Annotated in this window: 23 protein-coding genes and 1 pseudogene; 18 read left to right on the top strand and 6 right to left on the bottom strand. The window is 70.3% G+C overall.

All coding sequences use genetic code 11. The features are described 5' to 3' along the window. From DI573_RS09110 to DI573_RS09065, 10 genes and pseudogenes are all read left to right on the top strand, one after another. A pseudogene (locus tag DI573_RS09110) lies at window positions 1-1,002 on the top strand (F0F1 ATP synthase subunit alpha); the annotation flags it as partial. A gap of 19 nt (window positions 1,003-1,021) precedes the next feature. Continuing rightward, window positions 1,022-1,918 (top strand): F0F1 ATP synthase subunit gamma, encoded by an 897-nt coding sequence (locus tag DI573_RS09105; protein WP_292813110.1) that lies wholly within the window; start codon window positions 1,022-1,024, stop codon window positions 1,916-1,918. Between the two features lie 27 nt (window positions 1,919-1,945). After that, window positions 1,946-3,394: a F0F1 ATP synthase subunit beta gene (gene atpD / locus DI573_RS09100; RefSeq protein ID WP_292813107.1), complete on the top strand. Its 1,449-nt coding sequence runs from the start codon at window positions 1,946-1,948 to the stop codon at window positions 3,392-3,394. A 2-nt stretch (window positions 3,395-3,396) separates the two neighbouring features. Next, the gene (locus DI573_RS09095) at window positions 3,397-3,657 is read left to right on the top strand and encodes a F0F1 ATP synthase subunit epsilon (protein WP_292813105.1); all 261 of its coding nucleotides are present in this window, start codon (window positions 3,397-3,399) and stop codon (window positions 3,655-3,657) included. A 63-nt stretch (window positions 3,658-3,720) separates the two neighbouring features. After that, window positions 3,721-4,482: a peroxide stress protein YaaA gene (locus DI573_RS09090; protein WP_292813102.1), complete on the top strand. Its 762-nt coding sequence runs from the start codon at window positions 3,721-3,723 to the stop codon at window positions 4,480-4,482. A 116-nt stretch (window positions 4,483-4,598) separates the two neighbouring features. After that, the gene (locus tag DI573_RS09085; RefSeq protein ID WP_292813100.1) at window positions 4,599-5,330 is read left to right on the top strand and encodes a large exoprotein; all 732 of its coding nucleotides are present in this window, start codon (window positions 4,599-4,601) and stop codon (window positions 5,328-5,330) included. A 59-nt stretch (window positions 5,331-5,389) separates the two neighbouring features. Further along, on the top strand, window positions 5,390-6,373 hold the full coding sequence (locus DI573_RS09080; RefSeq protein WP_292813098.1) for an aldo/keto reductase: 984 nt from the start codon (window positions 5,390-5,392) through the stop codon (window positions 6,371-6,373). A gap of 148 nt (window positions 6,374-6,521) precedes the next feature. Beyond that, the gene (locus DI573_RS09075) at window positions 6,522-7,403 is read left to right on the top strand and encodes a protein phosphatase 2C domain-containing protein (protein WP_292813096.1); all 882 of its coding nucleotides are present in this window, start codon (window positions 6,522-6,524) and stop codon (window positions 7,401-7,403) included. 57 nt (window positions 7,404-7,460) lie between these two features. Next, complete coding sequence (locus tag DI573_RS09070) at window positions 7,461-10,274, top strand: FtsK/SpoIIIE domain-containing protein (RefSeq protein WP_292813095.1); 2,814 nt, start codon at window positions 7,461-7,463, stop codon at window positions 10,272-10,274. A 66-nt stretch (window positions 10,275-10,340) separates the two neighbouring features. After that, window positions 10,341-11,888, top strand: coding sequence for an APC family permease (locus tag DI573_RS09065; RefSeq protein WP_292813093.1), 1,548 nt, complete (start codon window positions 10,341-10,343; stop codon window positions 11,886-11,888). A 31-nt stretch (window positions 11,889-11,919) separates the two neighbouring features. On the opposite strand, the gene DI573_RS09060 is transcribed toward DI573_RS09065, so the two are convergent. Continuing rightward, window positions 11,920-12,918, bottom strand: a complete 999-nt coding sequence (locus DI573_RS09060) for an asparaginase (protein ID WP_292813091.1) — start codon at window positions 12,916-12,918, stop codon at window positions 11,920-11,922. A 50-nt stretch (window positions 12,919-12,968) separates the two neighbouring features. Here DI573_RS09060 and DI573_RS09055 point away from each other — a divergent pair, with 50 nt between their 5' ends. The 3 genes from DI573_RS09055 to DI573_RS09045 all read left to right on the top strand — a co-directional run bounded on the left by DI573_RS09055 (window position 12,969) and on the right by DI573_RS09045 (window position 14,425). Then, window positions 12,969-13,463 carry an OsmC family protein gene (locus DI573_RS09055; RefSeq protein WP_292813089.1) on the top strand — a complete coding sequence of 165 codons (495 nt, stop codon included), beginning with the start codon at window positions 12,969-12,971 and terminating at the stop codon, window positions 13,461-13,463. Between the two features lie 126 nt (window positions 13,464-13,589). Beyond that, on the top strand, window positions 13,590-13,871 hold the full coding sequence (locus DI573_RS09050) for a helix-turn-helix transcriptional regulator (protein WP_292813086.1): 282 nt from the start codon (window positions 13,590-13,592) through the stop codon (window positions 13,869-13,871). Further along, window positions 13,868-14,425 carry a HipA N-terminal domain-containing protein gene (locus DI573_RS09045; protein WP_292813083.1) on the top strand — a complete coding sequence of 186 codons (558 nt, stop codon included), beginning with the start codon at window positions 13,868-13,870 and terminating at the stop codon, window positions 14,423-14,425. Before DI573_RS09050 ends, DI573_RS09045 begins: the two co-directional genes overlap by 4 nt. A gap of 344 nt (window positions 14,426-14,769) precedes the next feature. On the opposite strand, the gene DI573_RS09040 is transcribed toward DI573_RS09045, so the two are convergent. After that, complete coding sequence (locus DI573_RS09040; protein WP_292813081.1) at window positions 14,770-15,555, bottom strand: lysophospholipid acyltransferase family protein; 786 nt, start codon at window positions 15,553-15,555, stop codon at window positions 14,770-14,772. 156 nt (window positions 15,556-15,711) lie between these two features. Here DI573_RS09040 and DI573_RS09035 point away from each other — a divergent pair, with 156 nt between their 5' ends. From DI573_RS09035 to DI573_RS09025, 3 genes are read left to right on the top strand one after another with little or no spacing between them, the layout of a single operon-like run. Further along, a complete protein-coding gene (locus tag DI573_RS09035; protein ID WP_292813078.1) occupies window positions 15,712-16,080 on the top strand; it encodes a hypothetical protein in 369 nt (122 codons plus the stop codon). A 53-nt stretch (window positions 16,081-16,133) separates the two neighbouring features. Further along, window positions 16,134-16,583, top strand: a complete 450-nt coding sequence (locus DI573_RS09030; protein ID WP_292813075.1) for an FKBP-type peptidyl-prolyl cis-trans isomerase — start codon at window positions 16,134-16,136, stop codon at window positions 16,581-16,583. A gap of 35 nt (window positions 16,584-16,618) precedes the next feature. Further along, window positions 16,619-17,701, top strand: a complete 1,083-nt coding sequence (locus DI573_RS09025; protein WP_292813072.1) for a 1-deoxy-D-xylulose-5-phosphate reductoisomerase — start codon at window positions 16,619-16,621, stop codon at window positions 17,699-17,701. 24 nt (window positions 17,702-17,725) lie between these two features. On the opposite strand, the gene DI573_RS09020 is transcribed toward DI573_RS09025, so the two are convergent. The 3 genes from DI573_RS09020 to DI573_RS09010 form a co-directional block, all read right to left on the bottom strand. Beyond that, complete coding sequence (locus DI573_RS09020) at window positions 17,726-19,369, bottom strand: UDP-N-acetylmuramoyl-L-alanyl-D-glutamate--2,6-diaminopimelate ligase (RefSeq protein ID WP_292813070.1); 1,644 nt, start codon at window positions 19,367-19,369, stop codon at window positions 17,726-17,728. An 86-nt stretch (window positions 19,370-19,455) separates the two neighbouring features. Continuing rightward, window positions 19,456-20,163: a YcnI family protein gene (locus DI573_RS09015; RefSeq protein ID WP_292813068.1), complete on the bottom strand. Its 708-nt coding sequence runs from the start codon at window positions 20,161-20,163 to the stop codon at window positions 19,456-19,458. An 86-nt stretch (window positions 20,164-20,249) separates the two neighbouring features. Continuing rightward, window positions 20,250-20,846 (bottom strand): hypothetical protein, encoded by a 597-nt coding sequence (locus DI573_RS09010; protein WP_292813065.1) that lies wholly within the window; start codon window positions 20,844-20,846, stop codon window positions 20,250-20,252. A 221-nt stretch (window positions 20,847-21,067) separates the two neighbouring features. Between DI573_RS09010 and DI573_RS09005 the strand changes: the two genes are divergently transcribed. Next, window positions 21,068-22,420 (top strand): site-2 protease family protein, encoded by a 1,353-nt coding sequence (locus DI573_RS09005; RefSeq protein ID WP_292813063.1) that lies wholly within the window; start codon window positions 21,068-21,070, stop codon window positions 22,418-22,420. Window positions 22,421-22,709: 289 nt separating this feature from the next. Here the strand turns inward: DI573_RS09005 and DI573_RS09000 are convergent, their stop codons facing one another. Next, window positions 22,710-24,641: a chorismate-binding protein gene (locus tag DI573_RS09000; protein ID WP_292813060.1), complete on the bottom strand. Its 1,932-nt coding sequence runs from the start codon at window positions 24,639-24,641 to the stop codon at window positions 22,710-22,712. Window positions 24,642-24,877: 236 nt separating this feature from the next. Here DI573_RS09000 and ispG point away from each other — a divergent pair. Continuing rightward, on the top strand, window positions 24,878-25,962 hold a 1,085-nt coding region (ispG, locus tag DI573_RS08995; protein ID WP_292813058.1), incomplete at its 3' end, for a flavodoxin-dependent (E)-4-hydroxy-3-methylbut-2-enyl-diphosphate synthase.

Below are 25,962 nucleotides of genomic sequence, written 5' to 3'. Positions count from 1 at the left end.
AAGGGCTCGACCATCGCTTCGGTGAAGGGCGCGCTCGAAGAGGCCGGCGCGATGGAGTACACCACCATCGTCGCGGCCCCCGCCTCCGACCCCGCCGGCTTCAAGTACCTCGCCCCCTACACCGGCTCGGCCATCGGCCAGCACTGGATGTACGGCGGCAAGCACGTCCTGATCATCTTCGACGACCTGTCGAAGCAGGCCGAGGCCTACCGCGCCGTATCGCTGCTCCTGCGCCGCCCGCCGGGCCGCGAGGCTTACCCCGGCGACGTCTTCTACCTGCACTCGCGTCTGCTGGAGCGCTGCGCGAAGCTGAGCGACGAGCTCGGTGCGGGGTCGATGACGGGTCTTCCGATCATCGAGACCAAGGCCAACGACGTCTCCGCCTACATCCCGACGAACGTGATCTCGATCACCGACGGGCAGATCTTCCTGCAGTCCGACCTGTTCAACGCCAACCAGCGTCCGGCGGTCGACGTGGGCATCTCGGTGTCCCGCGTCGGCGGTGACGCGCAGGTGAAGTCGATCAAGAAGGTCTCGGGAACGCTCAAGCTCGAGCTGGCGCAGTACCGCTCGCTCGAGGCCTTCGCGATGTTCGCCTCCGACCTCGACGCCGCCTCCCGCCGCCAGCTGGCGCGCGGTGCGCGCCTCACCGAGCTGCTGAAGCAGCCGCAGTACTCGCCGTACCCGGTCGAGGAGCAGGTCGTGTCGATCTGGGCGGGCACGAACGGCAAGCTCGACTCGATCGAGGTCGAGGACGTGCTGCCGTTCGAGCGCGAGCTGCTGGACTACCTGCGTCGCAACACGACGATCCTCGACCGCCTGCGCGAGACCAACGTCCTCGACGACGACACTGTCGCCGAGCTGGACAAGAAGGTCGACGAGTTCATCCTGGAGTTCCGCTCCGGCAAGGGACAGTCGATCAACCGTCCCGGCAGCGACGAGGTCGCCGCCGCCGAGGCCGAGGACGTCAACCAGGAGAAGATCGTCAAGGGCCGTCGCTGAGCGGAACCGGTAAAGGATCATGGGCGCACAACTGAGGGTCTACAAGCAGAAGATCAACTCTGCTCAGACCACGAAGAAGATCACGAAGGCGATGGAGCTCATCGCTGCTTCGCGGATCCAGAAGGCGATGGGGCGCGTGCGCTCCTCCACACCCTTCGCCCGCGCGGTGACCCGCGCGGTGTCCGCGGTGGCGACGCACTCCAACGTCGATCACCCCCTGACGCAGGAGCGGCCCACCATCCGCCGTTCGGCCGTGGTGATCTTCGCGTCGGATCGGGGGCTCGCGGGTGCGTTCAACTCCCAGATCCTCCGCGAAGGCATGGAACTGGCGGCGCTGCTGCGGTCGGAGGGCCGCGAGCCGGTGTTCTACCTGGTCGGGCGCAAGGCCGTCGGGTACTTCCAGTTCCGACGCATCGAGGCCGCCGCCGAGTGGACCGGTGACACCGACACTCCGCAGTTCCACACCGCCGAGGAGATCTCGGCCACCCTCCTCGACGCCTACAACCGCGGCGGAGAGCAGGGCGGCGTGGATGAGATCCACCTGGTCTACAACCGTTTCGTCAGCATGATGACCCAGAGCCCCGAGACCGTGCGACTCCTTCCGCTGGAGGTCGTCGAGGCCGAGGAGGAGTCGTCGGCCCAGGTGTACCCGCTCTACGAGTTCGAGCCGGACGCCGAGACGGTGCTGGACGCCCTCCTGCCGGTCTACATCCAGAGCCGTGTCTTCAACGCGCTCCTGCAGTCGTCGGCGGCCAAGCACGCCGCGACGCAGAAGGCGATGAAGTCGGCCAGCGACAACGCCGACAAGCTCATCACCGACTACACCCGCCTGCGCAACAACGCGCGTCAGGCCGAGATCACCCAGCAGATCGCCGAGATCGTCGGCGGCGCCGACGCCCTGTCGTCGGCGAAGTAGAAACCACTTGCGAAAGAGAAGAAGACAATGACCCTCACCGCTACCGCCGAAGAGACCACGGTCGTCGGGCGCGTCGCGCGCGTCACCGGTCCGGTCGTCGACATCGAGTTCCCGCACGACTCGCTTCCTGACATCTACAACGCGCTCAAGACGACGATCGTGATCGGCGACGAGTCGACCGAGATCACCCTCGAGGTCGCGCAGCACCTCGGCGACGATCTCGTGCGCGCGATCGCCCTCAAGCCCACCGACGGTGTCGTTCGCGGCCAGGAGGTGCGCGACACCGGCGGCCCGATCACGGTCCCCGTCGGGGACGTCACCAAGGGCAAGGTCTTCAACGTCATCGGCGAGGTGCTCAACGCCGAGCCGGGTCAGACCGTGGAGGTGACCGAGCGCTGGGGCATCCACCGCAAGGCGCCGAACTTCGACCAGCTCGAGTCGAAGACCCAGATGTTCGAGACCGGCATCAAGGTCATCGACCTGCTCACCCCCTACGTGCAGGGTGGAAAGATCGGCCTCTTCGGTGGCGCGGGCGTGGGCAAGACCGTGCTCATCCAGGAGATGATCCAGCGCGTCGCCCAGGACCACGGCGGTGTGTCGGTGTTCGCCGGTGTCGGTGAGCGCACGCGTGAGGGCAACGACCTGATCCACGAGATGGAGGAGGCGGGTGTCTTCGACAAGACCGCCCTCGTGTTCGGCCAGATGGACGAGCCGCCGGGAACGCGCCTGCGCGTCGCCCTGTCGGCCCTGACGATGGCGGAGTACTTCCGCGACGTGCAGAGGCAGGACGTGCTCCTGTTCATCGACAACATCTTCCGCTTCACGCAGGCCGGTTCCGAGGTCTCGACGCTTCTGGGCCGCATGCCGTCCGCGGTCGGCTATCAGCCGAACCTCGCCGACGAGATGGGTGTGCTCCAGGAACGCATCACGTCGACGCGCGGTCACTCGATCACCTCGCTGCAGGCGATCTACGTGCCGGCCGATGACTACACCGACCCCGCACCGGCGACCACGTTCGCCCATCTCGACGCGACGACGGAGCTCTCGCGTGAGATCGCGTCGAAGGGTCTGTACCCTGCCGTCGACCCGCTGACCTCGACCAGCCGTATCCTCGACCCGCGCTACATCGGCGCCGACCACTACCGCGTGGCGACTGCCGTGAAGCAGATCCTGCAGAAGAACAAGGAGCTGCAGGAGATCATCGCGATCCTCGGTGTCGACGAGCTGTCGGAGGAGGACAAGGTGGTCGTCTCGCGCGCCCGCCGCATCCAGCAGTTCCTCTCGCAGAACACCTACATGGCGAAGAAGTTCACCGGTGTCGAGGGTTCGACGGTCCCGATCAAGGAGACGATCGAGTCGTTCGACGCGATCGTCAAGGGCGACTTCGACCACGTCGCAGAGCAGGCGTTCTTCAACGTCGGCGGCATCGGCGACGTCGAGGCGCGCTGGGCGCAGATCCAGAAGGAGAACGGCTGATCATGCCGGTCAACGTGAGCCTGGTCTCCGCGGACGCGGAGATCTGGAGCGGTGAGGCCAGCCTCGTCATCGCCAAGACCGTCGAGGGCGAGATCGGCCTGATGGCCGGGCATGAGCCGATCCTCGCCATTCTCGCCGAGGGCCAGGTGCGCATCACCCGGACGGACGGCTCGAAGATCCTCGCCAACGCCCAGGACGGCTTCCTCTCCATGGAGGCCGACGAGCTGACGATCGTGGCCGGAAACGCCGCGCTCATCGCCTGATCGAACGCATCACAACGCCGGCCGGCCCTGTGGGGAGGCCGGCGTTGTGCGTGATCGCCCCTCATGCTGATTCTGCTTCCCCCCTCCGAGACCAAGCGCCCCGGGGGTGCCTCGCGCGCACTCGACCTCGAGGCGCTGGCCATGTCCGAGCTGGACCCCCAACGACGCGCCGTCGTCGATGCCCTGGTCCAGCTCTCCGCCGACGCCGACGCCGCGGCACGGGTGCTCAAACTGGGCGCGCGTCAGCTCGCCGACGTCGAAGCCAACCGCCAGTTGCTGACCTCCCCGACTCGGCCCGCGATCGAGCGATACACGGGGGTGCTGTACGACGCGCTGTCGGTGTCGACTCTCGAGCCGGCCTCCCGCCGCTGGCTGGGCGCGCACGTGATGATCCACTCCGCTCCGTTCGGGCCGGTGGGTGCCCTCGATGCGATCCCCGCGTACCGGCTGGGCGCGGGCACCTCTCTTCCGGGGCTGCCGCCGATGCGACGGCTGTGGGCGGATGCCGTCACCCGCTCTCTCGCGCGGGCAGCACCGACCTTCGTGCTCGATCTGCGGTCGGAGGCCTACGTGGCGCTCGGGCCCGTGCCCGCGGAGGTGCCCTCGGCTTACGTGCGTGTGGTCTCCGAGGGGGAGGACGGCGCGGTCCGCGCGCTCAATCACTTCAACAAGCACGCGAAGGGTGAGCTCGTGCGGCGTCTGGCCCAGGAACGGCCGCGCGTGCGATCCGCGCGATCCCTGCAGGCGTGGGCTCGTGCCGCTGGTGTCGCGCTGCGGCCCGTCGAGGGCTCGACGACCTGGACGCTGACGATTCCCGCACCGTGACACGCGACGACGCGCCGAACCTGGGAGATTCCTGACATCGGCGGCGCACCCTCGCTAGCATGTGAGGCGCGGGCCGGGGTCGGCCCCCGAACGCGCGGCGACGTCGCGCACGATTCGTGAAGGAGCTCTTCACCATGGACTATGACTACGACGGCGGCGCAGGTGCGGCACTGGCGTTCTTGCTGATCCTTCTGCCGCTGGTGCTCATCTTCGTCCTTGCCGGATACATCATCGGCTCGTTCTTCCTGATGAAGATCTTCGAGAAGGCCGGTGTTCAGGGCAAGTGGCGCGCATGGGTTCCCGTCTACAACTGGATGGTCTTCGCCAAGCTCGGCGATCTGTCGCCGTGGGTGATGCTGGGGGCGTTCGTCGCGTCGGCGATCCTCGGCCAGGTACCCGTCCTGGGGTGGCTTCTCTCGCTCGCCTCGCTCGCGGCGCTCGTCCTGGCCGGCTGGCGCGTGGGCCTCAAGCTCGACAAGGAGTGGTACTACCTGCTGCTCTGGCTGATCCCCGGGGTCGGCGGCCTGATCTGGCTCGGCATCCTCGCGTTCGGGCAGGCGCGCTGGAATCCCGCGATCGCACCCGCACCGTGGGCCGGCAACGGCTTCCTCGCGGACCGCACGACATGGGACGGCGTGCCCGCCCAGGTCTCCAGCGGGTCGGCCGGCTACGCGGGTCCGCCCGCGGGCTACACCCCGCCGCCTGCGCCCGGCTACACGCCGCCGCCCGCACCCGGCTACGCCCCGCCGCCCGCCGGGTCCACTCCGCCGCCGGCCTCACCCGAGCCCCCGGCAGCGCCGGAGCCGCCGGCATCGCCCGACGGCCCGCCCGCCCCGCCGCGCCCCTGACACACCGAAGAAGCCCCGATCCGCGGATCGGGGCTTCTTCGCGCGGGTACCGTGGAGGCATGACGGAGATGCCACAGCGCCGTATGGGCGCCTCGGGACTGATGGTGAGTGCGATCGGACTGGGGTGCAACAACTTCGGCAGGGCGGGCACGCGCACCGAGCAGCTCGAGGGCACGCGCGAGGTTCTGGATGCAGCGCTCGATGCGGGAGTCACCTTCCTCGATACCGCGGACGTCTACGGCGCGCGGCCGGGTCTGTCCGAAGAGCTGATGGGCCACGCGCTCCGCGGGCGCCGCGAGAGGTTCGTGATCGCCACGAAGTTCGGCCACGCGCAGATTCCCGGCGGCGTCGACTCGAGCGCATCGAAGGGCTCTCGCGCGTACGTCCGGCGTGCGGTGGAGGCGTCGCTGCGTCGGTTGCAGACGGAATGGATCGACCTCTATCAGCTGCACACACCCGATCCCGGGACCCCGATCGAGGAGACCCTCGACGCGCTCACCGAACTCGTGCGCGAGGGAAAGGTGCGCTACATCGGGCACTCCAACCTCTCGGGCTGGCAGCTGGCCGAGGCGGACGCCGTCGCCCGCGCGCGCGGCACCGAGCGGTTCGTGTCGGCGCAGAATCAGTACAGCCTGCTCGCCCGGGCAGCCGAGCGTGAGGTGCTGCCCGCGGCGCAGCGGTTCGGCGTCGGATTCCTTCCCTTCTTCCCCCTGCACAACGGACTGCTCACGGGCAAATTCGCGCGCGAGGGCGGTCCGGTCGAGAGCCGCATCATGCGGCAGCGGCCGCACCTGTGGCAGCAGGCACCGTGGGATGCGCTCGACGCCTATCGTGCGTTCGCCGAGGCCAGGGATATCACCATGCTCGAGGCCACCTTCGGTTGGCTACTCGCCCAGCGGGGGCTCTCCAGTGTCATCGCGGGTGCCACCAGCGCCGATCAGGTGCGTGCCAACGCGGCGGCGACCTCCTGGACGCCCACGGCGGAGGACCTGGCCGAGATCGATCGTCTGCTGCCGCTGCCGGCCGACCCCGCCGCCGGCTGAGGTGATCCGGCGCGTCGACTCGCAGCATCCACCGTTCGCCCAGAGCGAACAGAGGCTTCCGACTAAGATGTGAAAGCCGCGCCGTGCCGAGCGCGGTCGGCGCCCGATCGCCGCACCCGAGTCGCAGACCTATGAGAGGGGTGACCGCGTGCCCGACACTGCAGCATCCGCAGACGCTCGCACGATCACCCTGACCGGTGGGGACCACCTGCAGCTGGCGTGGGCCGCGATCACCCACCAGGGCATGCGCCGCGATCTCAACCAGGATGCGATCCTGACCGCGTTCCCCCTCTTCATCGTCGCCGACGGGATGGGCGGGCACCTGGGCGGCGAGATCGCCAGCGCGAGCACCGTCGACCGGCTGGGAGCCATGGTCCACGAGGGCAAGGTGACCCCCAAGCTCATCGAACGTGCCCTGTCGCGCGCGGTCAAAGACATCGTGGCCCACCCGCAGGCCACCGACGACGGCACGGGGACGACGGTCACCGGCGTCTTCCTCGACAACAGCGCTGCCGAGCCGACCTGGGTCACTCTGAACATCGGCGACTCCCGCGTGTACCTGTTGCGCGAGGGGTCGCTCGTGCAGATCACGACCGACCACTCGGTCGTTCAAGAGCTCGTGGCCGCCGGGCGTCTGAGCCCGGAAGAGGCGGAGAACCATCCCTACGGCAACGTCATCACCCGCGCGGTCGGCCCGAGCGAGAGCGTACAGCCCGACTACGTGCGCCTGGACGTGCTCGACGGCGATCGGTTCGTCATCTGCTCCGATGGGCTGACCAAGGAGCTCACGGACTACGGCATCCGCCACTTCCTCTTCGAGCACGCCGATCCCGCCGGGGCCGTCGAGGCGATGCTGCAGGCGTCGCTCGAGAACGGGGGTCGCGACAACATCTCGATCATCGTCGTCGATGTCCATCGCTCTGGGCGCCACGGCGCAGAGCCCGACGATGACACCGACACCGCTCGCCGCGGACCTGCCAGGCGCTCGCCAGCAGACGATTCCTCCCCAGCGGCCGCACCCGAGGACTGATCCCCGGTCCGGGTGACGCGCGCGGTCCCCGCCGTGCACCACCCGTTGACTGGGCGGATGAGCCCGCCCGATGACCCCCTGACTCTGCCCGTCCCGCCCGGGGTGGGTGCCCGGCTTTCGTTGCCCGTGCTTGCTTCGCTGGCGCCCGTACTGGGCGGCATCGTGTTGTGGACGGTGACCGGCTCGGTGCTGGCGCTCTGGTTCGCCGCGCTCGGCCCCGTGATCGCGGTCGCCACACTGCTCGATCAGGTGCGCACCCGGCGCCGCGATCGGCGCGAGGGGCAGCGCGAGTACGCGCATTCTCTCGATGTCCTGGAGCGCGATGTCACCCGGCGCCATGATGAGGAACGGGAGCACCTGGATCGACGGCATCCCGATGTGGCGGGGCTGGCCGGCCGGCCCGACGAGGTGTGGCGCCCATCCCCGGACAGGCAGGATCGGCTGGTCATCGGCAGAGGATCGCGGCCGAGCGATCTCCGTATCTCCGGATCCGCGCTCGGCCGGCCAGGGGCCGAAGCGGTGCGCGCGCGTGCCGCCGTGCTGGAGCGCGCGCCGGTCGACGTGGCCTGGCGCTCGGGCGTCGCCGTGCAGGCCCCGAGGGTTCTGGGCGAGGGGATGCTGCGCGCACTCCTCCTGCAGCTGTGCTTCATCCACGGACCCCGGGCGCTGCGGGTCGTGGGGACGGCGGCACCGGGATGGGAATGGCTCGATGTGCTGCCCCACCGCGGGCCGGCCGGCGATTCGATCCCCGCGATCGCGGTGCAGCTGCCCGGAACACGTGCTCCCGCGCAGGCCACTGCCGTGCTCGCGTGGGTGCCCCCGGACGCTGTCATCGATCCTCGCTGCGCGGTGGTCGTGCAGGCGTCCGGCTTCGACGACGCGCAGGTGCGGGGAGCAGTCGTCGTCGACGACCTGCGCGTCGAGGCCGTCAGCGCGGCGCAGGCTCGCGTCGCCGCCGAGACCCTCGCCGCGCGCGCGGCGGCCCTCTACGGCACAGACGATCAGGGCGCGCCCGTGCAGTGGGCCCGGATCGCCGATGCCGGCGCCGGCGATCCGGGCGGACTCTCCGTCGCGATCGGACTCGGTGAGTCCGGACCAGTGCGGCTCGACCTCGTGCGTGAGGGCCCCCATGCGGTGGTGGCAGGCACGACCGGCAGCGGCAAATCCGAGCTGCTCACGACCTGGGTCACCGCGCTCAGCGCCGCCTACCCGCCGGAGCGCCTCGCATTCCTGCTCGCCGATTTCAAGGGCGGGATGACCTTCCAGGCGCTGGAGCGTCTTCCGCACGTGACCGGCGTCCTCACCGACCTCGACGGCGAGGGAGCTCTGCGGGCCATCGCGAGCCTGCGGGCGGAGATGCGCCGGCGCGAGCAGACCCTCGCGCAGAACGGACTGCGGGACATCGCGGAGGCCGGCGAGTCGCTTGCCCGGCAGGATCAGGGGCTGCCGCGGCTGGTCATCGTCGTCGACGAGTTCGCCGCGCTGCTCGGGGATCACCCCGACCTGCATCGGGTCTTCTCGGACGTCGCCGCCCGCGGACGCGCACTGGGCATGCACCTCGTGCTCGGCACGCAGAGAGCCTCGGGCGTCGTGCGCGATGCGCTCCTGGCCAACTGCCCGCTGCGCATCGTCCTGCGAGTGGCCGAGGCGGGCGAGAGCCGCGCGCTGATCGGCGACGACGGCGCGGCCCGCATCGATGGCGGTCCGGCCGGACGCGGGCGTGCCCTGGTCCGGCGTGCCGGCGACGACGCGCCCGTGGGTGTGCGGATCGCCCTGACCTCACCCGCCGACATCGCGGACGTCGCACGGCGTTGGACGGGAGCGATTCCGCCGCGCGCCGCCTGGCTCCCTCCGCTGCCGGAGCGCGTCTCGCTCGACGAACTCCGGGACGCGGTGGCCGACCGGCGGCGGGGCGGGGCGCTGCTCGCGCTCGCGGATGATCCCGAGGGTCAGCGGCGAACTGTCGCCGAACTGGGCGCCCACGAGGGCGGGATCGTCATCGTCGGGGGTCCGGGCAGCGGCAGGACGGGGGTGGCCGCCCTCATCGCGGCGCAGCATCCCGGATCCCTCGTCGTCCCGCGCGATCCCGAGGCGGCGTGGGACACGATCGTCGGCGCCGCGGTGCACCCGCCGGGGATGCTGGTGATCGATGACATCGACCTGCTGCTGGCACGCCTGCCCCAAGAGCATGGCGACGATGTGCTGCGACGCCTCGAGGATCTGATCCGCGATGCGGAGAAGGGGGGATGCCCCGTGGTGCTGACCGCCCTGCGTCTGACGGGCGCGCTCGGCCGGTTGGCCGAGATCCTGCCGCGACGTGCGGTGCTCGGACAGGTGCCGCGTCCGGATCGGTTCGGATCTGCCGGGGCTGCTCCGGTCAGCCGGCCGTCTCCTGGGCGCGGCATGCTCGACGGCCTCGAGGTGCAGTTCGCGCTGCCGCCGGCCGTCGTCGAACAGCGTGAGATCGAGACCGCCGAGCCGTGGCGACCCGCCGTGGTGACGATGGTCATCGCGCGCCGCCCGGGCCAGGTGGTCGACGGGCTGCGGGCGACCTGGGGGAGTGATGTCCGGGTCCTGTCGCTCGCCGACCTCACCCCGCCTGCCGCCGCGACCGCCGCGGCGGAACAGGCGGTGCCCACGATCCTGGTGGGTGACGGCGAGACCTGGCAGGTGCACTGGAGTCTGCTGCAGACGCTGCGCGCGCAGCATCCGCTCGTGGTGGACGCCGCGTGCGCGACCGAGTTGAGGGTGCTCGCGGGGGAGCGGGAGATCCCGCCCTACGCGCGGCCGGGCGCGGGCAGGGCGTGGCTGTGCGCGGACGGCGCGTCGCCGGTCCGGGTCCTGCTCGTGCCGGAGCCGGGACGGGAATGAGGCCGGCGCGCGACGTGGTGAATCCGATGCTTGCGGTGGGCGGCCCCGGTCGGACATTGTGAGCAGATGACCGCACCCACACCCGTCGATCTGTCCCGTGCACAGGGCAAGGGGCTCGCCGCCGGCACACTCGGGCTCTGGGGGTCGACCGTGATCGGTCTGGCCTCGACCGCGCCCGTCTACTCGCTCGTCGCGACACTCGGGTTCGTCGTCCTGGCGGTCGGGGCGCAGGCCCCCATCGCCTTCATCGTCGCCTTCGTGCCGATGCTGTTCATCGCGTTCGCCTACCGCGAGCTCAACCGCGCCGTGCCCGACTGCGGTACGACCTTCACGTGGGGCACGAAGGCGTTCGGCCCCGTGGTGGGCTGGCTCGGCGGATGGGGCGTCGCGGTGGCGGGCATGGTCGTGCTCGCCAATCTCGCGCAGATCGCGGGCATCTATCTGTGGGCCCTCATCGGCGACGGGTCGCTGTCCGAGAACGTGCTGCTGGTCACGGCGACCGGTGTCGTGTTCATCGCGGCCATGACCTGGGTGAGCTGGCGCGGAGTGGAGATCGGCGAGCGCATCCAGAACGTGCTGCTGGCCATCCAGTACCTCGCGCTGGCCGTGTTCGTGATCGCCGCGCTCTCGCACTACTTCGCGGGCACCGCCCCGGGTGCGACGCCGATCTCGGCGGAGTGGTTCAACCCCTTCGTGTTCACCGACTTCGACGGCTTCACCGAGGCCGTGCTGCTCGCGCTGTTCATCTACTGGGGCTGGGACACGTGCCTGGCGCTGAACGAGGAGACCCGTGATCCGAAACGCATCCCGGGGCTCGCCGCCCTGCTGACCACCGTCATCCTGCTCGTCACCTACGTCGGAGTCACGGTCGCCGCGATGATGTACGCGGGCCTGGGCGAGAGCGGCACCGGCCTCGGCAACGAGGCGAACGCCGACGACGTGTTCCTCGCGATCAAGGACGGGCTCCTCGGTCCCTTCGGCTGGGTGCTCGTCGTCGCCGTGCTGATCTCGGCGGTCTCGTCGACGCAGACGACGATTCTGCCCACCGCGCGCGGCACCCTGTCGATGGCCGCGTACAAGGCGCTGCCCAAGCGTTTCATGACCGTGCACCCGCGTTACCGCACACCGTCGTTCTCGACGATCGTGATGGGAGTCGTCGCGTCGGTCTACTACATCGGCATGACGCTGATCAGCGACAACATCCTGCAGGACTCGATCCTCTCGCTCGGCCTCGCGATCGCCTTCTACTACGCGATCACGGGATTCGCATGCGTCTGGTACTTCCGCCGCGACCTGCTCACCTCGGCGCGCGACTTCGTGTTCAAGGGGCTGCTGCCTCTGCTCGGGGCGCTCATGCTCGCGTTCGCCTTCGTGAAGTCGGCGATCGACATGTACGACGTCGACTACGGCTACACCGTCCTGCTGGGCGTGGGCGGCACCTTCGTCGTCGGCATCGGCGCCCTCGCCCTCGGCGTCGTCCTCATGCTGCTGTGGTGGGCCTTCCCCCGGTCGAAGCCGTTCTTCCGCGGCGAGAGCCTCAACCGCGACACCCCGGTTCTCGTCCCCGACGATCCCGCCGACTACAGCCGTTCGATCGACGGCGGGCTCGCGTGACCCTCGGCTGAGCCCCGCAGCACCGGGCCGCTCAGCGGATGGTGGCGGTGGGTCGTATCGCGCCGACGATCCCGGCACCGCCGGGCACATCGAGGTGCAGCGCCGGAGCGACCGCCGACTCGACCGACGCATCCAGGGCACCCGCCTCGATCAGCAGGCGCACCGCGACGATCGCCGCGGCGCGCGGCGATCCATCGAGCATCTTCAGCGCCACGGTGGTGCCATCGGGAGCCGCGGCCACCTGCACCCCCTCCGCGCCCAGCTTGGCGAAGACTCCGGCGCGCTCGGCGAGGACGGTGTCGCTCCAGCCCGGGCCGGCGATCGTCCACGGGTGGGCGAGGACCGCGCGGCGCACAGCCCCGGCGTGCCGGTGCAGTGCGAACGGCGAACGCTCGGAGGACGTCCCCACGCGCTGGATGCCCCGGGCCAGGCCCGCGAGGGTCAGCGCATGTACGGGCGCGCCGCATCCATCGATCACGCTCGCGCGCACCTTCTCGCCCGTGAGCCGCTCGATGACCTCGCGCAGATGCGCCTGCAGCGGGTGTGCGGGGTCCGTGTACCCGGCGGGCGACCACCCGTTCGCCGTGCAGGTGAGCAGCATCGCGGCGTGCTTGCCCGAGCAGTTGTGCCTCACGGCGACGGGCGCGGCTCCCGCTCGGATCGCCTCGTCGCGCGTGGAACCGTCGCCGGGCGCGGACGCCGGACATGCGAGCGCCCCCTCGTCAAGACCGGCGTTCGCGAGGATCTCGCGCACGACCCGCACATGCGCATCGGTGCCGGAGTGGCTGGCGGTGGCGAGGCCCAGGTGCTCACCCTCCAATGCGGCGCCGGCGGTCAGCATCCCCACGGCCTGCAGCGGCTTGAGGCTCGAGCGCGGGAGGATCAGGGCGTCCGGGTCGCCGAGGCGCGCACGCACGGTGCCGTCGGGGGCCAGCACGATCGCGCTGCCCGCGTGGCGGGACTCGATGAATCCGCCGCGCTCGACCACGGCGAGCTCGGCAGCGGCGTCGACGGTGAAGGTGTTCAGCACCGACCCAGCCTAGACGCGTCGCGGACCCGGCCGCCTGGCACACTGGGCACATGCACGACGCGCATCATTACCGGGTCCGGGCCACGTGGACGGGAGACCGCGGCACGGGCACCAGCGGCTACCGCGACTACGCCCGTGATGTCACCCTCGAGGTCGAGGGCAAGCCGGCCCTCCCGGCCTCGGCGGATCGGCCGTTTCGGGGCGACGCCTCGCGCTGGAATCCCGAGGATCTCCTGCTCGCCGCCCTCTCGGAGTGCCACCTGCTCAGCTACCTGCACGCGTGCGTCACCGAGGGCGTCGTCGTCGTGGGCTACACGGACGACGCGAGCGGAACGATGGTGCTCGACGGCCGCGGAGGCGGCGCCTTCACGGAGGTCGTGCTGCGGCCCCGCGTGGTCGTCGCCGAGACGAGCATGGTGGATGCCGCCACCCGGGCGCACGCGCAGGCACACGAGTGGTGCTTCATCGCGAACTCGGTGAACTTCCCCGTGCGGCACGAGCCCGAGATCGCGGTCGTGGGAAACGTCGAGGAACTTGACCCATGAGTCGTAGGACGCGATGAGTGCGACCGAGCGATTCTTGCCAGGATCTGCTAGATAAACCTTGCAGAAGGAAGCCATATTGAAAGGAATAACTGGCAGAAAGGCCGTCAGGTGGTTCAGCGACGTTCAGTGAAGCGCGAGCGCGAGCTCCGGGAACTTGGAGCAAACGTCCGTCGATGGCGCAAACTCAATGGCCTCAGCACCGTCGCACTTTCCGAACGCGCCGCCGTCACAAGGGAAACTCTGAAACACCTCGAGGAAGGGACTGGTGCCGTCCGTATCGACAGCCTGTTCGCTGTACTCGGCGCTCTAGGTATCGCTGACACGGTCGCGCGCGCAACCAGCCCGCACAACAGCAGCTCTGCACGCGCGCGAATGGACGACATCATCGGTTCGGGCGGCCAGCTGTGAGAGAGGTCGAGGTCTACCTCGGAGAGACAGAGCCGTCCCGGCTTGTCGGAGTACTTCGGCCATCATTCAGTGGCGGAGTGCTGGCGTCGTCATCGTTCGAATACGACTCGGACTACCTGTCGACAGGCTACGGGTTATCGCCGGATCTTCCCTTGCAGCCGGGACGCATATGGGCGCCAGAGTCGAACACGTTGTTCGGGGCGTTCGCCGACGCGTCACCGGACGAATGGGATCAGCCAATCATCCATGCCGCTCGCGCCCGTGCAGCCAAGAACGATGGTGTTCGGCCGGGCCGTATCAGCGAGTTCGACTATCTGCTCGGCGTCTCGGATATGACCCGCATGGGCGCCCTCCGAATGAAGGAACCCGGATCGGACGTCTGGCTATCCTCCGGTGACGGTGTTGCCGATATGTACGAGCTCCCGCGGATCCTCGCGGCGGCCCGCCGCTACGAAGCTCACGAGGCCACGGACGAGGACATCGCATACCTCAACGGTGTCGCCACCAGCCCCGGCGCCGTCAGGCGCTCGCCCCAAAGCCAATCTGCGGCTTGATACCGGCCAGCTTGGGCTAGCGAAGCTCCCTCATTCGAAAGATGGCGAGCGGGTTATCCGGGATCTCCTGGACGCCGCAGACGCGTTCCAGCTTCGACGGGAGGAGGCCGCAGAGATCGCAGCGTCGGTTGCGTCCGCTGTCGACGGTTGGAGCGACCTTGCTCTAGAGCTTGGCGTTCCGACGGAGGAAATCCGTGCGATGTCCACCGCGTTCGACGCCGACCAGAGGAAAGCTGCCAAAGCCGCCTGAGCCGCGGTCCACCGATTGGGTGGGTGGGCGGGATCGTGATATCCGCGACCGGCATGCAGGCCGGGAACGCGGTGATGTCACATATAGCGACGCGCTAGACCCGCTCGTGAGGCAGGACCTGCTTGAGGCGCTCGACCGCGCCATGAGCGGGGGCCTCGTTGTACTCGTGCGCGAGCTCCTGCCCCGAGAGGGCGTGGATCGCCGCCATGATCTCGTCGGTGGCGGCCCGACGGGCGCGCCCAGAGGTGGCCGCACCGTGCCCGCGGACGTCGATCGGCTCGCCGAAGCGAACCGTGATCCGCTTGCCGCGCACCGGCATCCGCGCACCGACGGGCATCACTTCGTCCGTGCCGACGAGTCCGACGGGGACGACCGGGGCGCCCGTCTGCAACGCGAGGAAGGCGGCGCCGGTGCGGCCCTTGTACAGCCTTCCATCCAGAGACCGCGTGCCCTCGGGGTACAGCGCCACGGCCTTGCCCTCCTCGAGCAGCAGTCGTTGCTGATCGAGCGCATCCAAGGCCGCCTGGCCGGCGCCGCGGCGCACCGGGATGGCTCCGATGGAGGTGAAGAACTCGCGCTTGGCCCAGCCCGCAAGGCCCGTGCCTTCGAAGTACGAGGACTTGGCGAGGAAGTGCACGGGGCGGGGCGCGGCCACGGGGATCGCGATCGAATCGATGAAGGAGAGGTGGTTGCTCGCGAAGATCACGGCGCCCTTGCGGGGCACGAGGTCACGGCCCTCGACGTGCGGGCGGTAGATCATTCGGGCGAGCGGGGCGATGAAAAAACGCCCGACGGCATACGTCCAGGTCATGGCGTGGGCGGGTTCGGCCGCGGGTTCCGCGGCATCGACAGGGGGCTTCGGCGACTCCGCGGCAGTCATCCTTCGAGGGTATCGCGGCGCGCATGGCCGCGGAGGCATGCGCTCCTCGTCCGTGCCGGGGAGCGGCGTCGACGGGGTGGGCGCCGCGTTCAGGCGCGTCAAAGGAAATTCCGACAGGATGGAGGTTCCACCCCGCGAACACATCGAGGTACATCCGTGCGCATCCGCCCGCTCGCCGCCGTCTCGGCACTCGCCCTCTCCGCCCTCGTGCTGGCCGGATGCTCGGGATCCGCCGACCCCGAGGAGTCCGGTTCCGCCTCCGGCGATCTGTGCGAGGTCGCCGCCCCATCGGGTGCGGCATCCGAGGCCGTGACCGTCGACGGCGAGCCCGGCGAGGTGTCGACGGCGAGCTTCGACGCGGGGCTGGAGGTCACCGAGCTCGAGCGCACGGTCGTGAGCGAAGGCGACGGCGAGGAGCTTGCAGACGGCGATCTCGTCCAGTACGCGCTGAGCGCCTTCTCGGCCGACACGGGCGATCGGCTCGGCGACATCGGCTATGCGGAGGGCGAGGTTCTGCCCTCCTGACCGAGGCGACCGAGACGACCGCCGCCGTCGCGGCCGAGGTCTACATCCTCGACGTGATCGGGGTGACCCCGACCGCAGCCTGGGGTGAAGAGCAGGAGCCCGTCGACGGGATGCCGACGGTCGAGATCGGGGAGGACGGCGAGCCCAGCATCACCGTGCCCGAGGGCGATGCGCCCACCGACGTGCAGCTCGAGGTGCTCAAGCAGGGCGACGGCGCGATCGTCGAGGCCGGCGACAACGTGCTCGTGCAGTACACGGGCGTCGCCTGGTCGGACGGTTCGGTCTTCGACTCGAGCTGGGAGCGCGGGGCGCCCGCGAGCTTCTCCACGTCCGGTGTCGTCGACGGCTTCCGTCAGGCGCTCGAGGGCCAGGCCGTCGGTTCGCAGGTCGTCGTCGTGATCCCGCCCGAGTTCGGGTACGGCGCGTCCGAGGGCCACGAGTTGCAGGACGAGACCCTCGTCTTCGTCGTCGACATCCTCGCGACCCAGCATCTCGCCGCCTGACACCGACGGGGCCCGTGCGAGCCTAGGCTGGCGGGGTGCGACGCGTCATCATCCTCGGCTCCACCGGTTCGATCGGCACCCAGGCGATCGAGGTGATCCGAGCCAACCCCGACCGATTCGAGGTCGTCGGGCTCGCAGCCGGCAGTGACCGTGCGGGTGTGTCCGCGCAGGCGGATCTGCTCCACGTCGATCACATCGCTCTCGGGGCGCTCGAGGCCGAGCAGCTCGTGCGGGACGTTGCATGCGACGTGGTGCTGAACGGGATCACGGGCTCCGTGGGCCTCGGGCCGACGCTCGCCGCGCTCGAGGTCGGCGCGACGCTCGCACTCGCGAACAAGGAGTCCCTCATCGTGGGAGGCGACCTCGTCACGGCGCTCGCGGCGCCCGGGCAGATCGTGCCCGTCGACTCCGAGCATTCGGCGATCGCTCAGTGTCTGCGCTCGGGCGAACGTCACGAGGTCGCCCGGCTCGTGCTGACGGCATCCGGTGGTCCTTTCCGCGGGCGCTCACGGGACGATCTGGCGGGCGTGACACCCGCGCAGGCCCTGGCGCACCCCACGTGGGACATGGGTCGGGTCGTGACGACGAACTCGGCGACCCTTGTCAACAAGGGCCTCGAGGTGATCGAGGCTCACCTGCTCTTCGGCGTCGAGTACGCCGACATCCACGTCGTGGTGCACCCGCAGTCGATCGTGCATTCGATGGTGGAGTTCGTCGACGGTTCCACGATCGCCCAGGCGTCGCCGCCCGACATGCGGCTGCCGATCTCGCTCGGCCTGGACTGGCCCCGCCGCGTGGGGGGAGTGGGGCGTCCCCTCGACTGGCGGACCGCCTCGTCGTGGACGTTCGAGCCGCTCGACGAGGAAGCCTTCCCGGCGGTGGCTCTGGCCAAGCGGGTCGGACGCGCGGGCGGCACCTATCCCGCCGTGTTCAACGCCGCGAACGAGCAGGCCGTCGACGCGTTCCACGAGGGGCGGCTGTCGTTTCCGGGCATCGTCGAGACGGTCGCGCGCGTCGTCGACGACCACGAGGCCCCCGCCGCGCTCACCCGCGAATCACTGTCCGCGGCCGAGGAGTGGGCGCGCGCTGCGGCGGATCGGGCAATCGCTGCGGCCTGACGGCACGTCGCCCTTCCGCAGACCTCAGGCCTCGTCGGGATACGGTACCGGCCAGTGCGGATCGGGTACCGGCCAGCCCGCGTCTCGCAGCGCCCGGCGGGCCAGCTCACGGGCCGAGTACGGGGTGCGCACACCGCGGATGTCGCGGTAGTCCTGGTGACCGGGGCCCGCCCACAGGATCGCGTCGCCCTCGCCGACCATTCCGACCGCCTCGACGATCGCTCGCTCGGGAGGGGAGAACTCGTGGATGACGGCATCCGGGCGTGCCCGACGCGCACCCTCGATCAGAGTCGCGCGGATGGAGTCCGGGTTCTCGAAGCGGGGGTGGTGATCGGTGACCACGAGGATGTCGCTGCCCTGGACCGCGGTGCGCCCCATGTCGTGGCGTTTCGTCGCGTCGCGGTCGCCGTCGGCGCCGAAGAGCATGAGGACGCGACCCGGCGTGACACGGCGCACGGCCGCGAGCGTCTTCTCGAACGCATCGGGTGAGTGGCCGAAGTCGACGTACACCGCGGGTCCGCGCTCGCCGGACACGCGTTCCGTGCGTCCGGGCAGGTACGCCCGGATGGCGCCGTCGCGGGCGAGCGCGTCGGCGATCCGCGGCCACGTGTAGCCGGCTTCGAGCAGCATGACGATCGCCAGACCCGCGTTCGCCGCCATGTGCGGACCGATGACGGGCACGGTCGTCGTGAGCGCCCCCGCCGGCCCGCGCAGGGTGAACGAGGTTCCGGACTGGCTCTCCTCGTGGATCTCGACGACCCAGTCGGCGGCGGCCGCGGCCGCCGCGTCATCGGCGATGGCGGGTGTGCCGATCGTGACGACGGGGATGCCGGCGCTGCGCACCACCTCGGCGCCCGCCACCGAATCGAGGGACACGACGCCGCGACGCGCGCGGTCCGGCTGGAAGAGCGGCAGTTTCGCCTCGAGGTACTCGCGCATATCGGCGTAGTCGTCGAGGTGGTCGTGGCTGAGGTTGGTGAAAGCGGCGACGTCGAACATCAGCCCGTCCACGCGGTGACGGCTGAGGGCCTGCGCGCTGACCTCGACGGCGACCGCCTCGACGTCGCGCTCACGCATGAGCGCCAGCAGCGCGTGGAACTCCGAGGCCTCGGGCGTCGTCAGGCGCGACACGATCACCTGCCCGGCGATGTGGCGCTCGGCCGTCGAGCTCAGCCCCGTCGTCACGCCCAGCTGCTCGAGCAGCCCGCCGAGGATGTGCGACGTGCTCGTCTTGCCGTTGGTGCCGGTCGTGCCCAGAAGGAGAGGGAGATCGTCGCCCGGACCCGTGCCGTATACCCACGCCGACAGCTCACCGAGCAGGGCCCGCGGATCGCCGACGATCACGATCGGTATCGTCGCGTCGTGCGCCAGCGCTGCACCCTCTGCATCGGTGATGAGGGCGACGGCGCCCTTCTCCGCGGCCTGCGACGCGAGTTCGGCGCCGTGCCGGTTCACGCCGCGGATGGCGACGAAGGCCTCGCCCGCGCGCAGGTCGGACGTCGCGAGCGTGATCCCACGCAGCTCGATGCCGTCCGCATCGCCGGTGGTCTCGTCGCCGAATCGGGCAGCCAGATCGGTGAGACGGCGAACGGGGGGACGCTCGGGGCGCAGCACGGGTGGCAGGCGCGGCGCGGGCGTCGTGGGGGAGTCAGGCGTGGGGGTCGGCATGGCGCTCCCATTCAACCAGACCGCCCCGGCCGAGCCGGGTGCGACGGGGATGCCGCGCGCGTCGTGCGCGCAGCATCCCCGTGCCCTCAGGCGCGACGGCGCAGGGCGAGGAGCGCGACGACGAGCGCACCCGCGCCCAGCACGAGGCCGCCCGCGCCGAGCACGATCGGCAGGGGTGAGGTGTCGTCCGCGGTCGTCTGCCCGGTCGCCTCCTCGGTGCCGCCCGAGTGGTGATCCCCACCGTCCTCGGCGGCCTCGGCGACCGTCACCGTGGGAGCGGGGGAGTCCAGGTCGTGCGGGTCCTCGCCGTCCTCCGCGATCTCGACCCACGCGGTCTCGCCGACCTCGCAGATCTGCGTGACGGGGAACGCCAGCGTCTGGCCCCCGGCATCCGCCCCGTACTGCACGCCGAGGGTGACGGCTGAGCGCAGTCCGTCGGGCACGGCTTCGTCGGCCGTGTACATGACGCGCTCGACGGGACCGTCTTCGCCGTCGCGGAAGACCTCGACGCTCCAGCCCGGCTCGATGGTGGCGGCGACCGAGCTCATGCCGTCGGGGATCTCGATGTCGAGGGCGGTCGTCGAGGCGCCGTCGCAGCCGTGGCTGAAGGCGAAGGTGAGGGTGCCGTATCCCCCCGCGGTGGCCTGCGCATCCGGCGTGGCGGTGACGTGGGCCTGCGCGGCCAGGGGAGCTGCGAACACGAGGCCCGCGGCCACGGCGGTACCGATGCCGATCCTTGTGAGGGCGCGACGGCGGGCGGCTGCGCGGGGCGCGGGGTTGCTGATGGTGGTCATTGCTGTTCTCTCTCTGGCTTCACCGGTCGGCGGCGCCGTGTCCGGTGCATTCGTGGTCGACCCCCGACCGGATGGTCGGGGGCGGGTCACGCGACGCTGAGGTCGCCGGAGAGAGCCGGGGGGCCGCGCCGTGAGAGGCGGGCGAGCTGGGGGCGCCGACGTCGGCGGGGGGTGAGGGGGCGCGGCGCCAGACGGCGGAAGACGGGCGGGAACGGTGCCGCCGGGCCCGCGCGCAGCGCCAGCCGCACGAACCAGCGTGCGATCGCGCGGGCAGCGTGTTCCCCGTGCCGCAGCAGCACGAAGGCGGCGGCCGCGGCGACGAGGTGCGCCGCCAGCATGGGCGTCCCGTCAGCGCTGACGGGCTCCGTCATGGTGGCGACGGTGGATGCTGTCAGCCCGTGCTCGTGCCCACCGCCGGGGTGCAGCGGCGTCCAGCCCGAGGTCGCGGCGAACGCCGCGTGCAGCGCGCCCTGCGCGACGAGCACGGCGATCGCCAGGCCGAGCCGGCCGAGGCGACGGCCCACGATCAGCGTGCACAGCGGCCAGACCAGCACGGCGACCGCCGCGATCACGAGAGCGTCGGGAGCGCTGCCGCCGCCGACCGTGTGCGAGACCGCTGCCAGCAGGACTGCCGTCGCGGCAGCGCCGGCACCGCGCAGTGCGCGCAGCTGGCGTGCGGTCACGGCGGCTCCTCGGGACGATCGGGTTCGCCCGCGGATGGGGCGCGGGCATACGGACATCAATCTACCCGCGGTCTCGCGCTCGGCTCGCGGCGAGACGACATTTCTGCAGCGAACCACCATCCGTCGGATGTGGGGTCGCTGCAGAAATGGAGGGTCGGTGCGCGCGAACCGGCACCCGCGCTCCCGGCAACCGCAAAGCAAAGCGGGGGTAGCGTGTGCGTGTGACGACCGTGCTCGCCTACATCCTCGGCATCCTCATCATCGTGGTGGGCCTGGCCGTGTCGATCGCGCTCCACGAGATCGGACACCTCGTGCCGGCCAAGAAGTTCGGGGTGCGCGTCGGTCAGTACATGATCGGATTCGGGCCGACCCTCTGGTCGCGCCGGTTCGGCGAGACCGAGTACGGGTTCAAGGCTCTGCCGCTCGGCGGGTACATCTCGATGGCCGGCATGTATCCGCCCACCCCCGCCGAGCGCCTCGCGGCCCAGGGCGCGCCGCCGCGCAACGGACGAGCGGGTGGCGGGTTCTTCGCGACCATGGTGCAGGACGCCCGCACCGCCAACGACGACACGATGCAGGGCGCCGACGACGACCGCGTCTTCTACCGGCTTCCGGTGTGGAAGCGCGTCATCGTCATGCTGGGCGGTCCGCTCATGAACCTGCTGCTGGCGATCGTCCTGTTCGCGATCCTCTTCACGGGGATCGGCGTGCAGACGGCGTCGACCACCGTCGCCACGGTCAACGAGTGCGTGGTGCCCGCCGGATCCGCCCAGACCGAGTGCGCGCCGGGGGATCCCGCCAGTCCCGCCGCGGCCGCGGGCCTGCTCCCGGCAGATGAGATCCTCGCGATCGATGGCGTGGCGGTGTCGAGCTTCGACGAGATCTCGGCGATCATCCGCGACAGCCCCGGCATCCCCCTCTCCTTCCTCATCGAACGAGACGGCGCCGAGCAGACGCTGACGGTCACTCCGCTGCTGGCCGAGCGGCCCGTGTACGACGACGCGGGGATGCCGGTGGTGGGCCCCGACGGTGCGCCCGAGACCGTCGAGGTCGGCTTCGTGGGCTTCGCGCCGACGTCCGAGTTCGAGCCGCAGCCCATCTGGGCGGGGCCTGAGGCGGCGTTCGCGAACGTGGGCGCCGTGGCCGAGATCATCGTGCAGCTGCCCGTCAAGCTCTACGACACCGCCGCCGGTCTGTTCACCGGCGCCGAGCGGGACCCGGACGGGCCGCTCAGCGTCGTCGGTGTGGGGCGCCTGGCGGGGGATGTCGCCGTCGCGGACGCGCCGGTGCTCAACCGCGTGGCGGCGATCGTCGGGCTGCTGGCCTCGCTGAATGTGGCGCTGTTCGTCTTCAATCTGATCCCTCTGCTGCCGCTCGATGGTGGGCACATCATCGTCGCGCTCTGGGAGGGCGCCAAACGCGCGTGGGCGAAGGTCTTCCGTCGCCCCGCCCCCAAGCCCGTCGACGCGACGCGGCTCGTGCCTGTGACGTTCGTCGTCGTCGTCGTCCTGCTGATCGGCATGGGGGCGCTGCTGATCATCGCCGACCTCTTCAACCCGGTCCAGCTGCTCTGAGGCCGGGGCCGCCTCCGCTGTCTGTGGCGTGCGGGCGCATAGATTCTGGCGTTGGGGCGTCAGAACGACGTTGGGGCGTGCAGCAGCGCGCCCCAACGTGATTTCGACGCCCCAACGCCCGAGGGAGACGCCCCAACGCCCGAGGGAGACGCCCGACGCCCGAGGGGGACGCCCGACGCCCGAGGGGGACGTCCGAACGCCCGAAGGGGATGCCCGACGCCCGAAGGGGGGTGTTGAGCGGGAACGAGCGCCCGAGCGGGAGCAGGCGTCGACGGGGGTGAGGCCGGGCTCAGGCGTCGACGGGGGTGAGGGCGTGCGCGACGAGGCGTTCGAGAGTCTCGATGCCATCGCGCGACAGGATCGATTCGAGGTGTCCCTGCACCGAAGCGAATCCCGGACCCCGCAGCGCGTACACATCTCCCGAGACCTCGTCGGCGGCGACCTCCGCATCCCCGACGCGGCGCGTCCCTGGGGCCACTCGCGCGGTGAAGGTGTTGTAGAAGCCGATCGAGGCGTCCTGCCCGAAGATGCCGACACGCAGCTGCAGCCCCTGATGCGGGCGCGAGAGCGGGGCGAGGGGGATGCCGAGTTCGGCCGCCAGGATCTGGTGGCTGAGACACACGGCCAGCAACGCGCGGCCCGACGCGCGTCGCGCACCGACGACCTCGCGAAGGCGACGCATGCGGGCGCTTGTCGCATCGAGGGGATCGCCGGGCCCCGGGCCCGAGACCAGCAGTTCGGCGGCATGGATGTCGTCATCCGTCACCGCGTCCCACGCGACGATGCGGGTGTCCAGGCCCAGATGGCGCAGCTGGTGGGCGAGCATCGTCGTGAAACGGTCCTCGGCATCGATGACAAGCGCGCGGTGTCCCGCGAACGGGCCGTGCACGCCCGAATGCTGGGGATTCATCCAGAAGGGAGCCAGCCGCGAGTTGCGGGAGGCCAGCAGAGCGGCGATGTCGGGGTCGTCGGCCAGCGCGGGGCGTTCGGCGGTCGGTGCGTCCGGATCGATGACCGGCTCGTCGCGCTCGACGGCACCGATCGCACCCAGCACGCCCGCAGCCTTGCCGTGGGTCTCACCGACCTCCCCGTCCGGATCGGAATGGCGCACGAGCGTGGCGCCGACGGGCACGCGAAGGCGACCGTCCTCGATGTAGGCGGTGCGGATGAGGATGGGGGCGTCGAGGTCGTGGGTCTGTGCCCCGGCGATGTCGGTCGCCGGCGAGAAGAGGGCGGCGACACCCGAATAGTAGCCGCGCGGGGCGCGCTCGTGGCGGCGGATGACGGCGCACGCGTTCTGCATGGGCGATCCCGTGACGGTGGGGGCGAACATCGTCTCGCGCAGGATGTCGCGCGGATCGAGCGTGCTGCGTCCGCGCAGCATGTACTCGGTGTGCGTGAGGCGCGACATCTCCTTGAGGTGAGGCCCGGTGATGCGCCCGCCGTCGGAGCACACCGCGCTCATCATCTTCAGCTCCTCGTCGACCACCATGAACAACTCCTCCGTCTCCTTGGTGTTCTCGAGGAAGGCGCTGAGGGTCTCGGCGGTGGCGCCGCCGCGGGGGTGGCGGAAAGTGCCGGAGATGGGGTTCATCGTCACGACGCCCGCGCGCGCGCTGACGTGCGCTTCGGGGCTCGCGCCGACGGCGACGTGGCCGGGGGTCAGGACGGCGAAGGTCCAGTAGGCGCCGCGCTCCTGCTGGAGCAGGGCGCGGAACCAGGTCAGGGCGGCTTCGCGCGGATCGGCGTCGACGGCCGCGGTGAAATCGCGTCGGATGACGAAGTTGGCTCCTTCACCACGACCGATCTCGTCGGAGATGACCCGTCGCACGATCGCGGCATACTCGTCGTCGTCGATGTCGAAGCCGGCGTCCGCGAGCGCGACCGGCTCGGACGGAAGCCGGTTGATGGCGGCATCCCGCGCGAGCACGGCGCGCTCGCCGACGATCACGCAGCGCAGCGGGGCTCCATCGTCGTGGCAGGCGAATCCGCGCTCGCGAACCTGCCGGAACGGCACGAGAGCAAAAACCTCCTGCGGAGCACCCGACCCGGAGTGCAGGGGGATGTCGGCGAGCTCGGACACATCGACCACGTCGCCGGTCATCACCTCGACATCGCCGCCCTCGCGCGCGATCAGCACGAGCGGGGCCTCGGGATCTGCGCGCAGCCGCTCGATGAGGGCATGGCCGTCGGCGCTCGTGCGCGGTCGCGGGGTGGTCATCAGGGTCCTCACGTGGTCGTGGCCCGCGCGGTGGTCTCGCAAACGAAAAGACCGCCCCGGCGGGCGGTCTGGATTCGTGCTGTTCGAACTCGCCGCCTAGGAGGCGGGCCACCAGGTGAGCGTCGCGAACATGGCGTCACGATATCACGGCGACCCCCGGCATCCCGAGCACCCTCGATCCTCCGAAGCGGCGGCGCGCGGGCCCCGTCGGGGTGCCAGCGCGTAGGCTGGAGGACGTGCCAGCCGTGAACATCGGGATGCCGAAGGTCCCTCACACCCTCGCCCCGCGTCGCAAGAGCCGTCAGATCAAGGTCGGCAAGGTGCTCGTCGGTGGTGACGCGCCCGTCAGCGTGCAGTCCATGACGACGACGCCGACGACCAACATCAACGCGACGCTGCAGCAGATCGCCGAGCTCACGGCGTCCGGCTGCGAGATCGTGCGCGTCGCCGTGCCCTCGCAGGACGACGCCGACGTGCTGCACATCATCGCGGCGAAGAGCCAGATCCCGGTGATCGCCGACATCCACTTCCAGCCGAAGTACGTCTTCCAGGCGATCGACGCGGGATGCGCCGCCGTGCGGGTCAACCCGGGCAACATCCGCAAGTTCGACGACCAGGTGGGTGCGATTGCGGCCGCCGCGAAGGCCGCGGGCGTGTCGCTGCGCATCGGCGTGAACGCCGGATCGCTCGATCCGCGGCTGCTGGAGAAGTACGGCAAGGCCACGCCCGAGGCGCTCGCCGAGAGCGCGCGGTGGGAGGCCTCGCTCTTCGAGGAGCACGACTTCCACGACTTCAAGATCTCGGTCAAGCACAACGATCCCGTCATCATGGTGCAGGCCTACCGACTGCTCGCGCAGATGGGGGACTGGCCGCTGCACCTGGGCGTGACCGAGGCCGGGCCCGCATTTCAGGGCACCATCAAGTCGGCGACGGCCTTCGGCATCCTTCTCGGCGAGGGTATCGGCGACACCATCCGCGTCTCGCTCTCGGCCCCGCCCGCCGAAGAGGTCAAGGTCGGACACCAGATCCTGCAGTCCCTGAACCTGCGCGAGCGCAAGCTCGAGATCGTGTCGTGCCCCTCGTGCGGGCGCGCCCAGGTCGACGTGTACACCCTCGCCGACAATGTGACCGAGGGCCTGAAGGACATGACCGTGCCGCTGCGCGTCGCCGTCATGGGCTGTGTCGTCAACGGCCCCGGTGAGGCGCGCGAGGCCGACCTCGGTGTCGCATCCGGCAACGGCAAGGGGCAGATCTTCGTCAAGGGCCAGGTCATCAAGACGGTGCCCGAAGCCGACATCGTCGCGACCCTCATCGAGGAGGC

The organism is Microbacterium sp., from assembly GCF_003248605.1.
GTDB lineage: Bacteria > Actinomycetota > Actinomycetes > Actinomycetales > Microbacteriaceae > Microbacterium.
Note: the sequence above shows the minus strand (reverse complement) of the source record. Positions and strands in the feature narration are given on the sequence as shown.

Bases quoted from the DNA above. Each gene is read 5' to 3' on its own strand.
- DI573_RS09105 (WP_292813110.1), top strand. From the start codon at position 1,022: ATGGGCGCACAACTGAGGGTCTACAAGCAGAAGATCAACTCTGCTCAG.
- atpD (WP_292813107.1), top strand. From the start codon at position 1,946: ATGACCCTCACCGCTACCGCCGAAGAGACCACGGTCGTCGGGCGCGTC.
- DI573_RS09095 (WP_292813105.1), top strand. From the start codon at position 3,397: ATGCCGGTCAACGTGAGCCTGGTCTCCGCGGACGCGGAGATCTGGAGC.
- DI573_RS09090 (WP_292813102.1), top strand. From the start codon at position 3,721: ATGCTGATTCTGCTTCCCCCCTCCGAGACCAAGCGCCCCGGGGGTGCC.
- DI573_RS09080 (WP_292813098.1), top strand. From the start codon at position 5,390: ATGACGGAGATGCCACAGCGCCGTATGGGCGCCTCGGGACTGATGGTG.
- DI573_RS09070 (WP_292813095.1), top strand. From the start codon at position 7,461: ATGAGCCCGCCCGATGACCCCCTGACTCTGCCCGTCCCGCCCGGGGTG.
- DI573_RS09065 (WP_292813093.1), top strand. From the start codon at position 10,341: ATGACCGCACCCACACCCGTCGATCTGTCCCGTGCACAGGGCAAGGGG.
- DI573_RS09055 (WP_292813089.1), top strand. From the start codon at position 12,969: ATGCACGACGCGCATCATTACCGGGTCCGGGCCACGTGGACGGGAGAC.
- DI573_RS09040 (WP_292813081.1), bottom strand. From the start codon at position 15,555: ATGACTGCCGCGGAGTCGCCGAAGCCCCCTGTCGATGCCGCGGAACCC.
- DI573_RS09020 (WP_292813070.1), bottom strand. From the start codon at position 19,369: ATGCCGACCCCCACGCCTGACTCCCCCACGACGCCCGCGCCGCGCCTG.
- DI573_RS09015 (WP_292813068.1), bottom strand. From the start codon at position 20,163: ATGACCACCATCAGCAACCCCGCGCCCCGCGCAGCCGCCCGCCGTCGC.
- DI573_RS09000 (WP_292813060.1), bottom strand. From the start codon at position 24,641: ATGACCACCCCGCGACCGCGCACGAGCGCCGACGGCCATGCCCTCATC.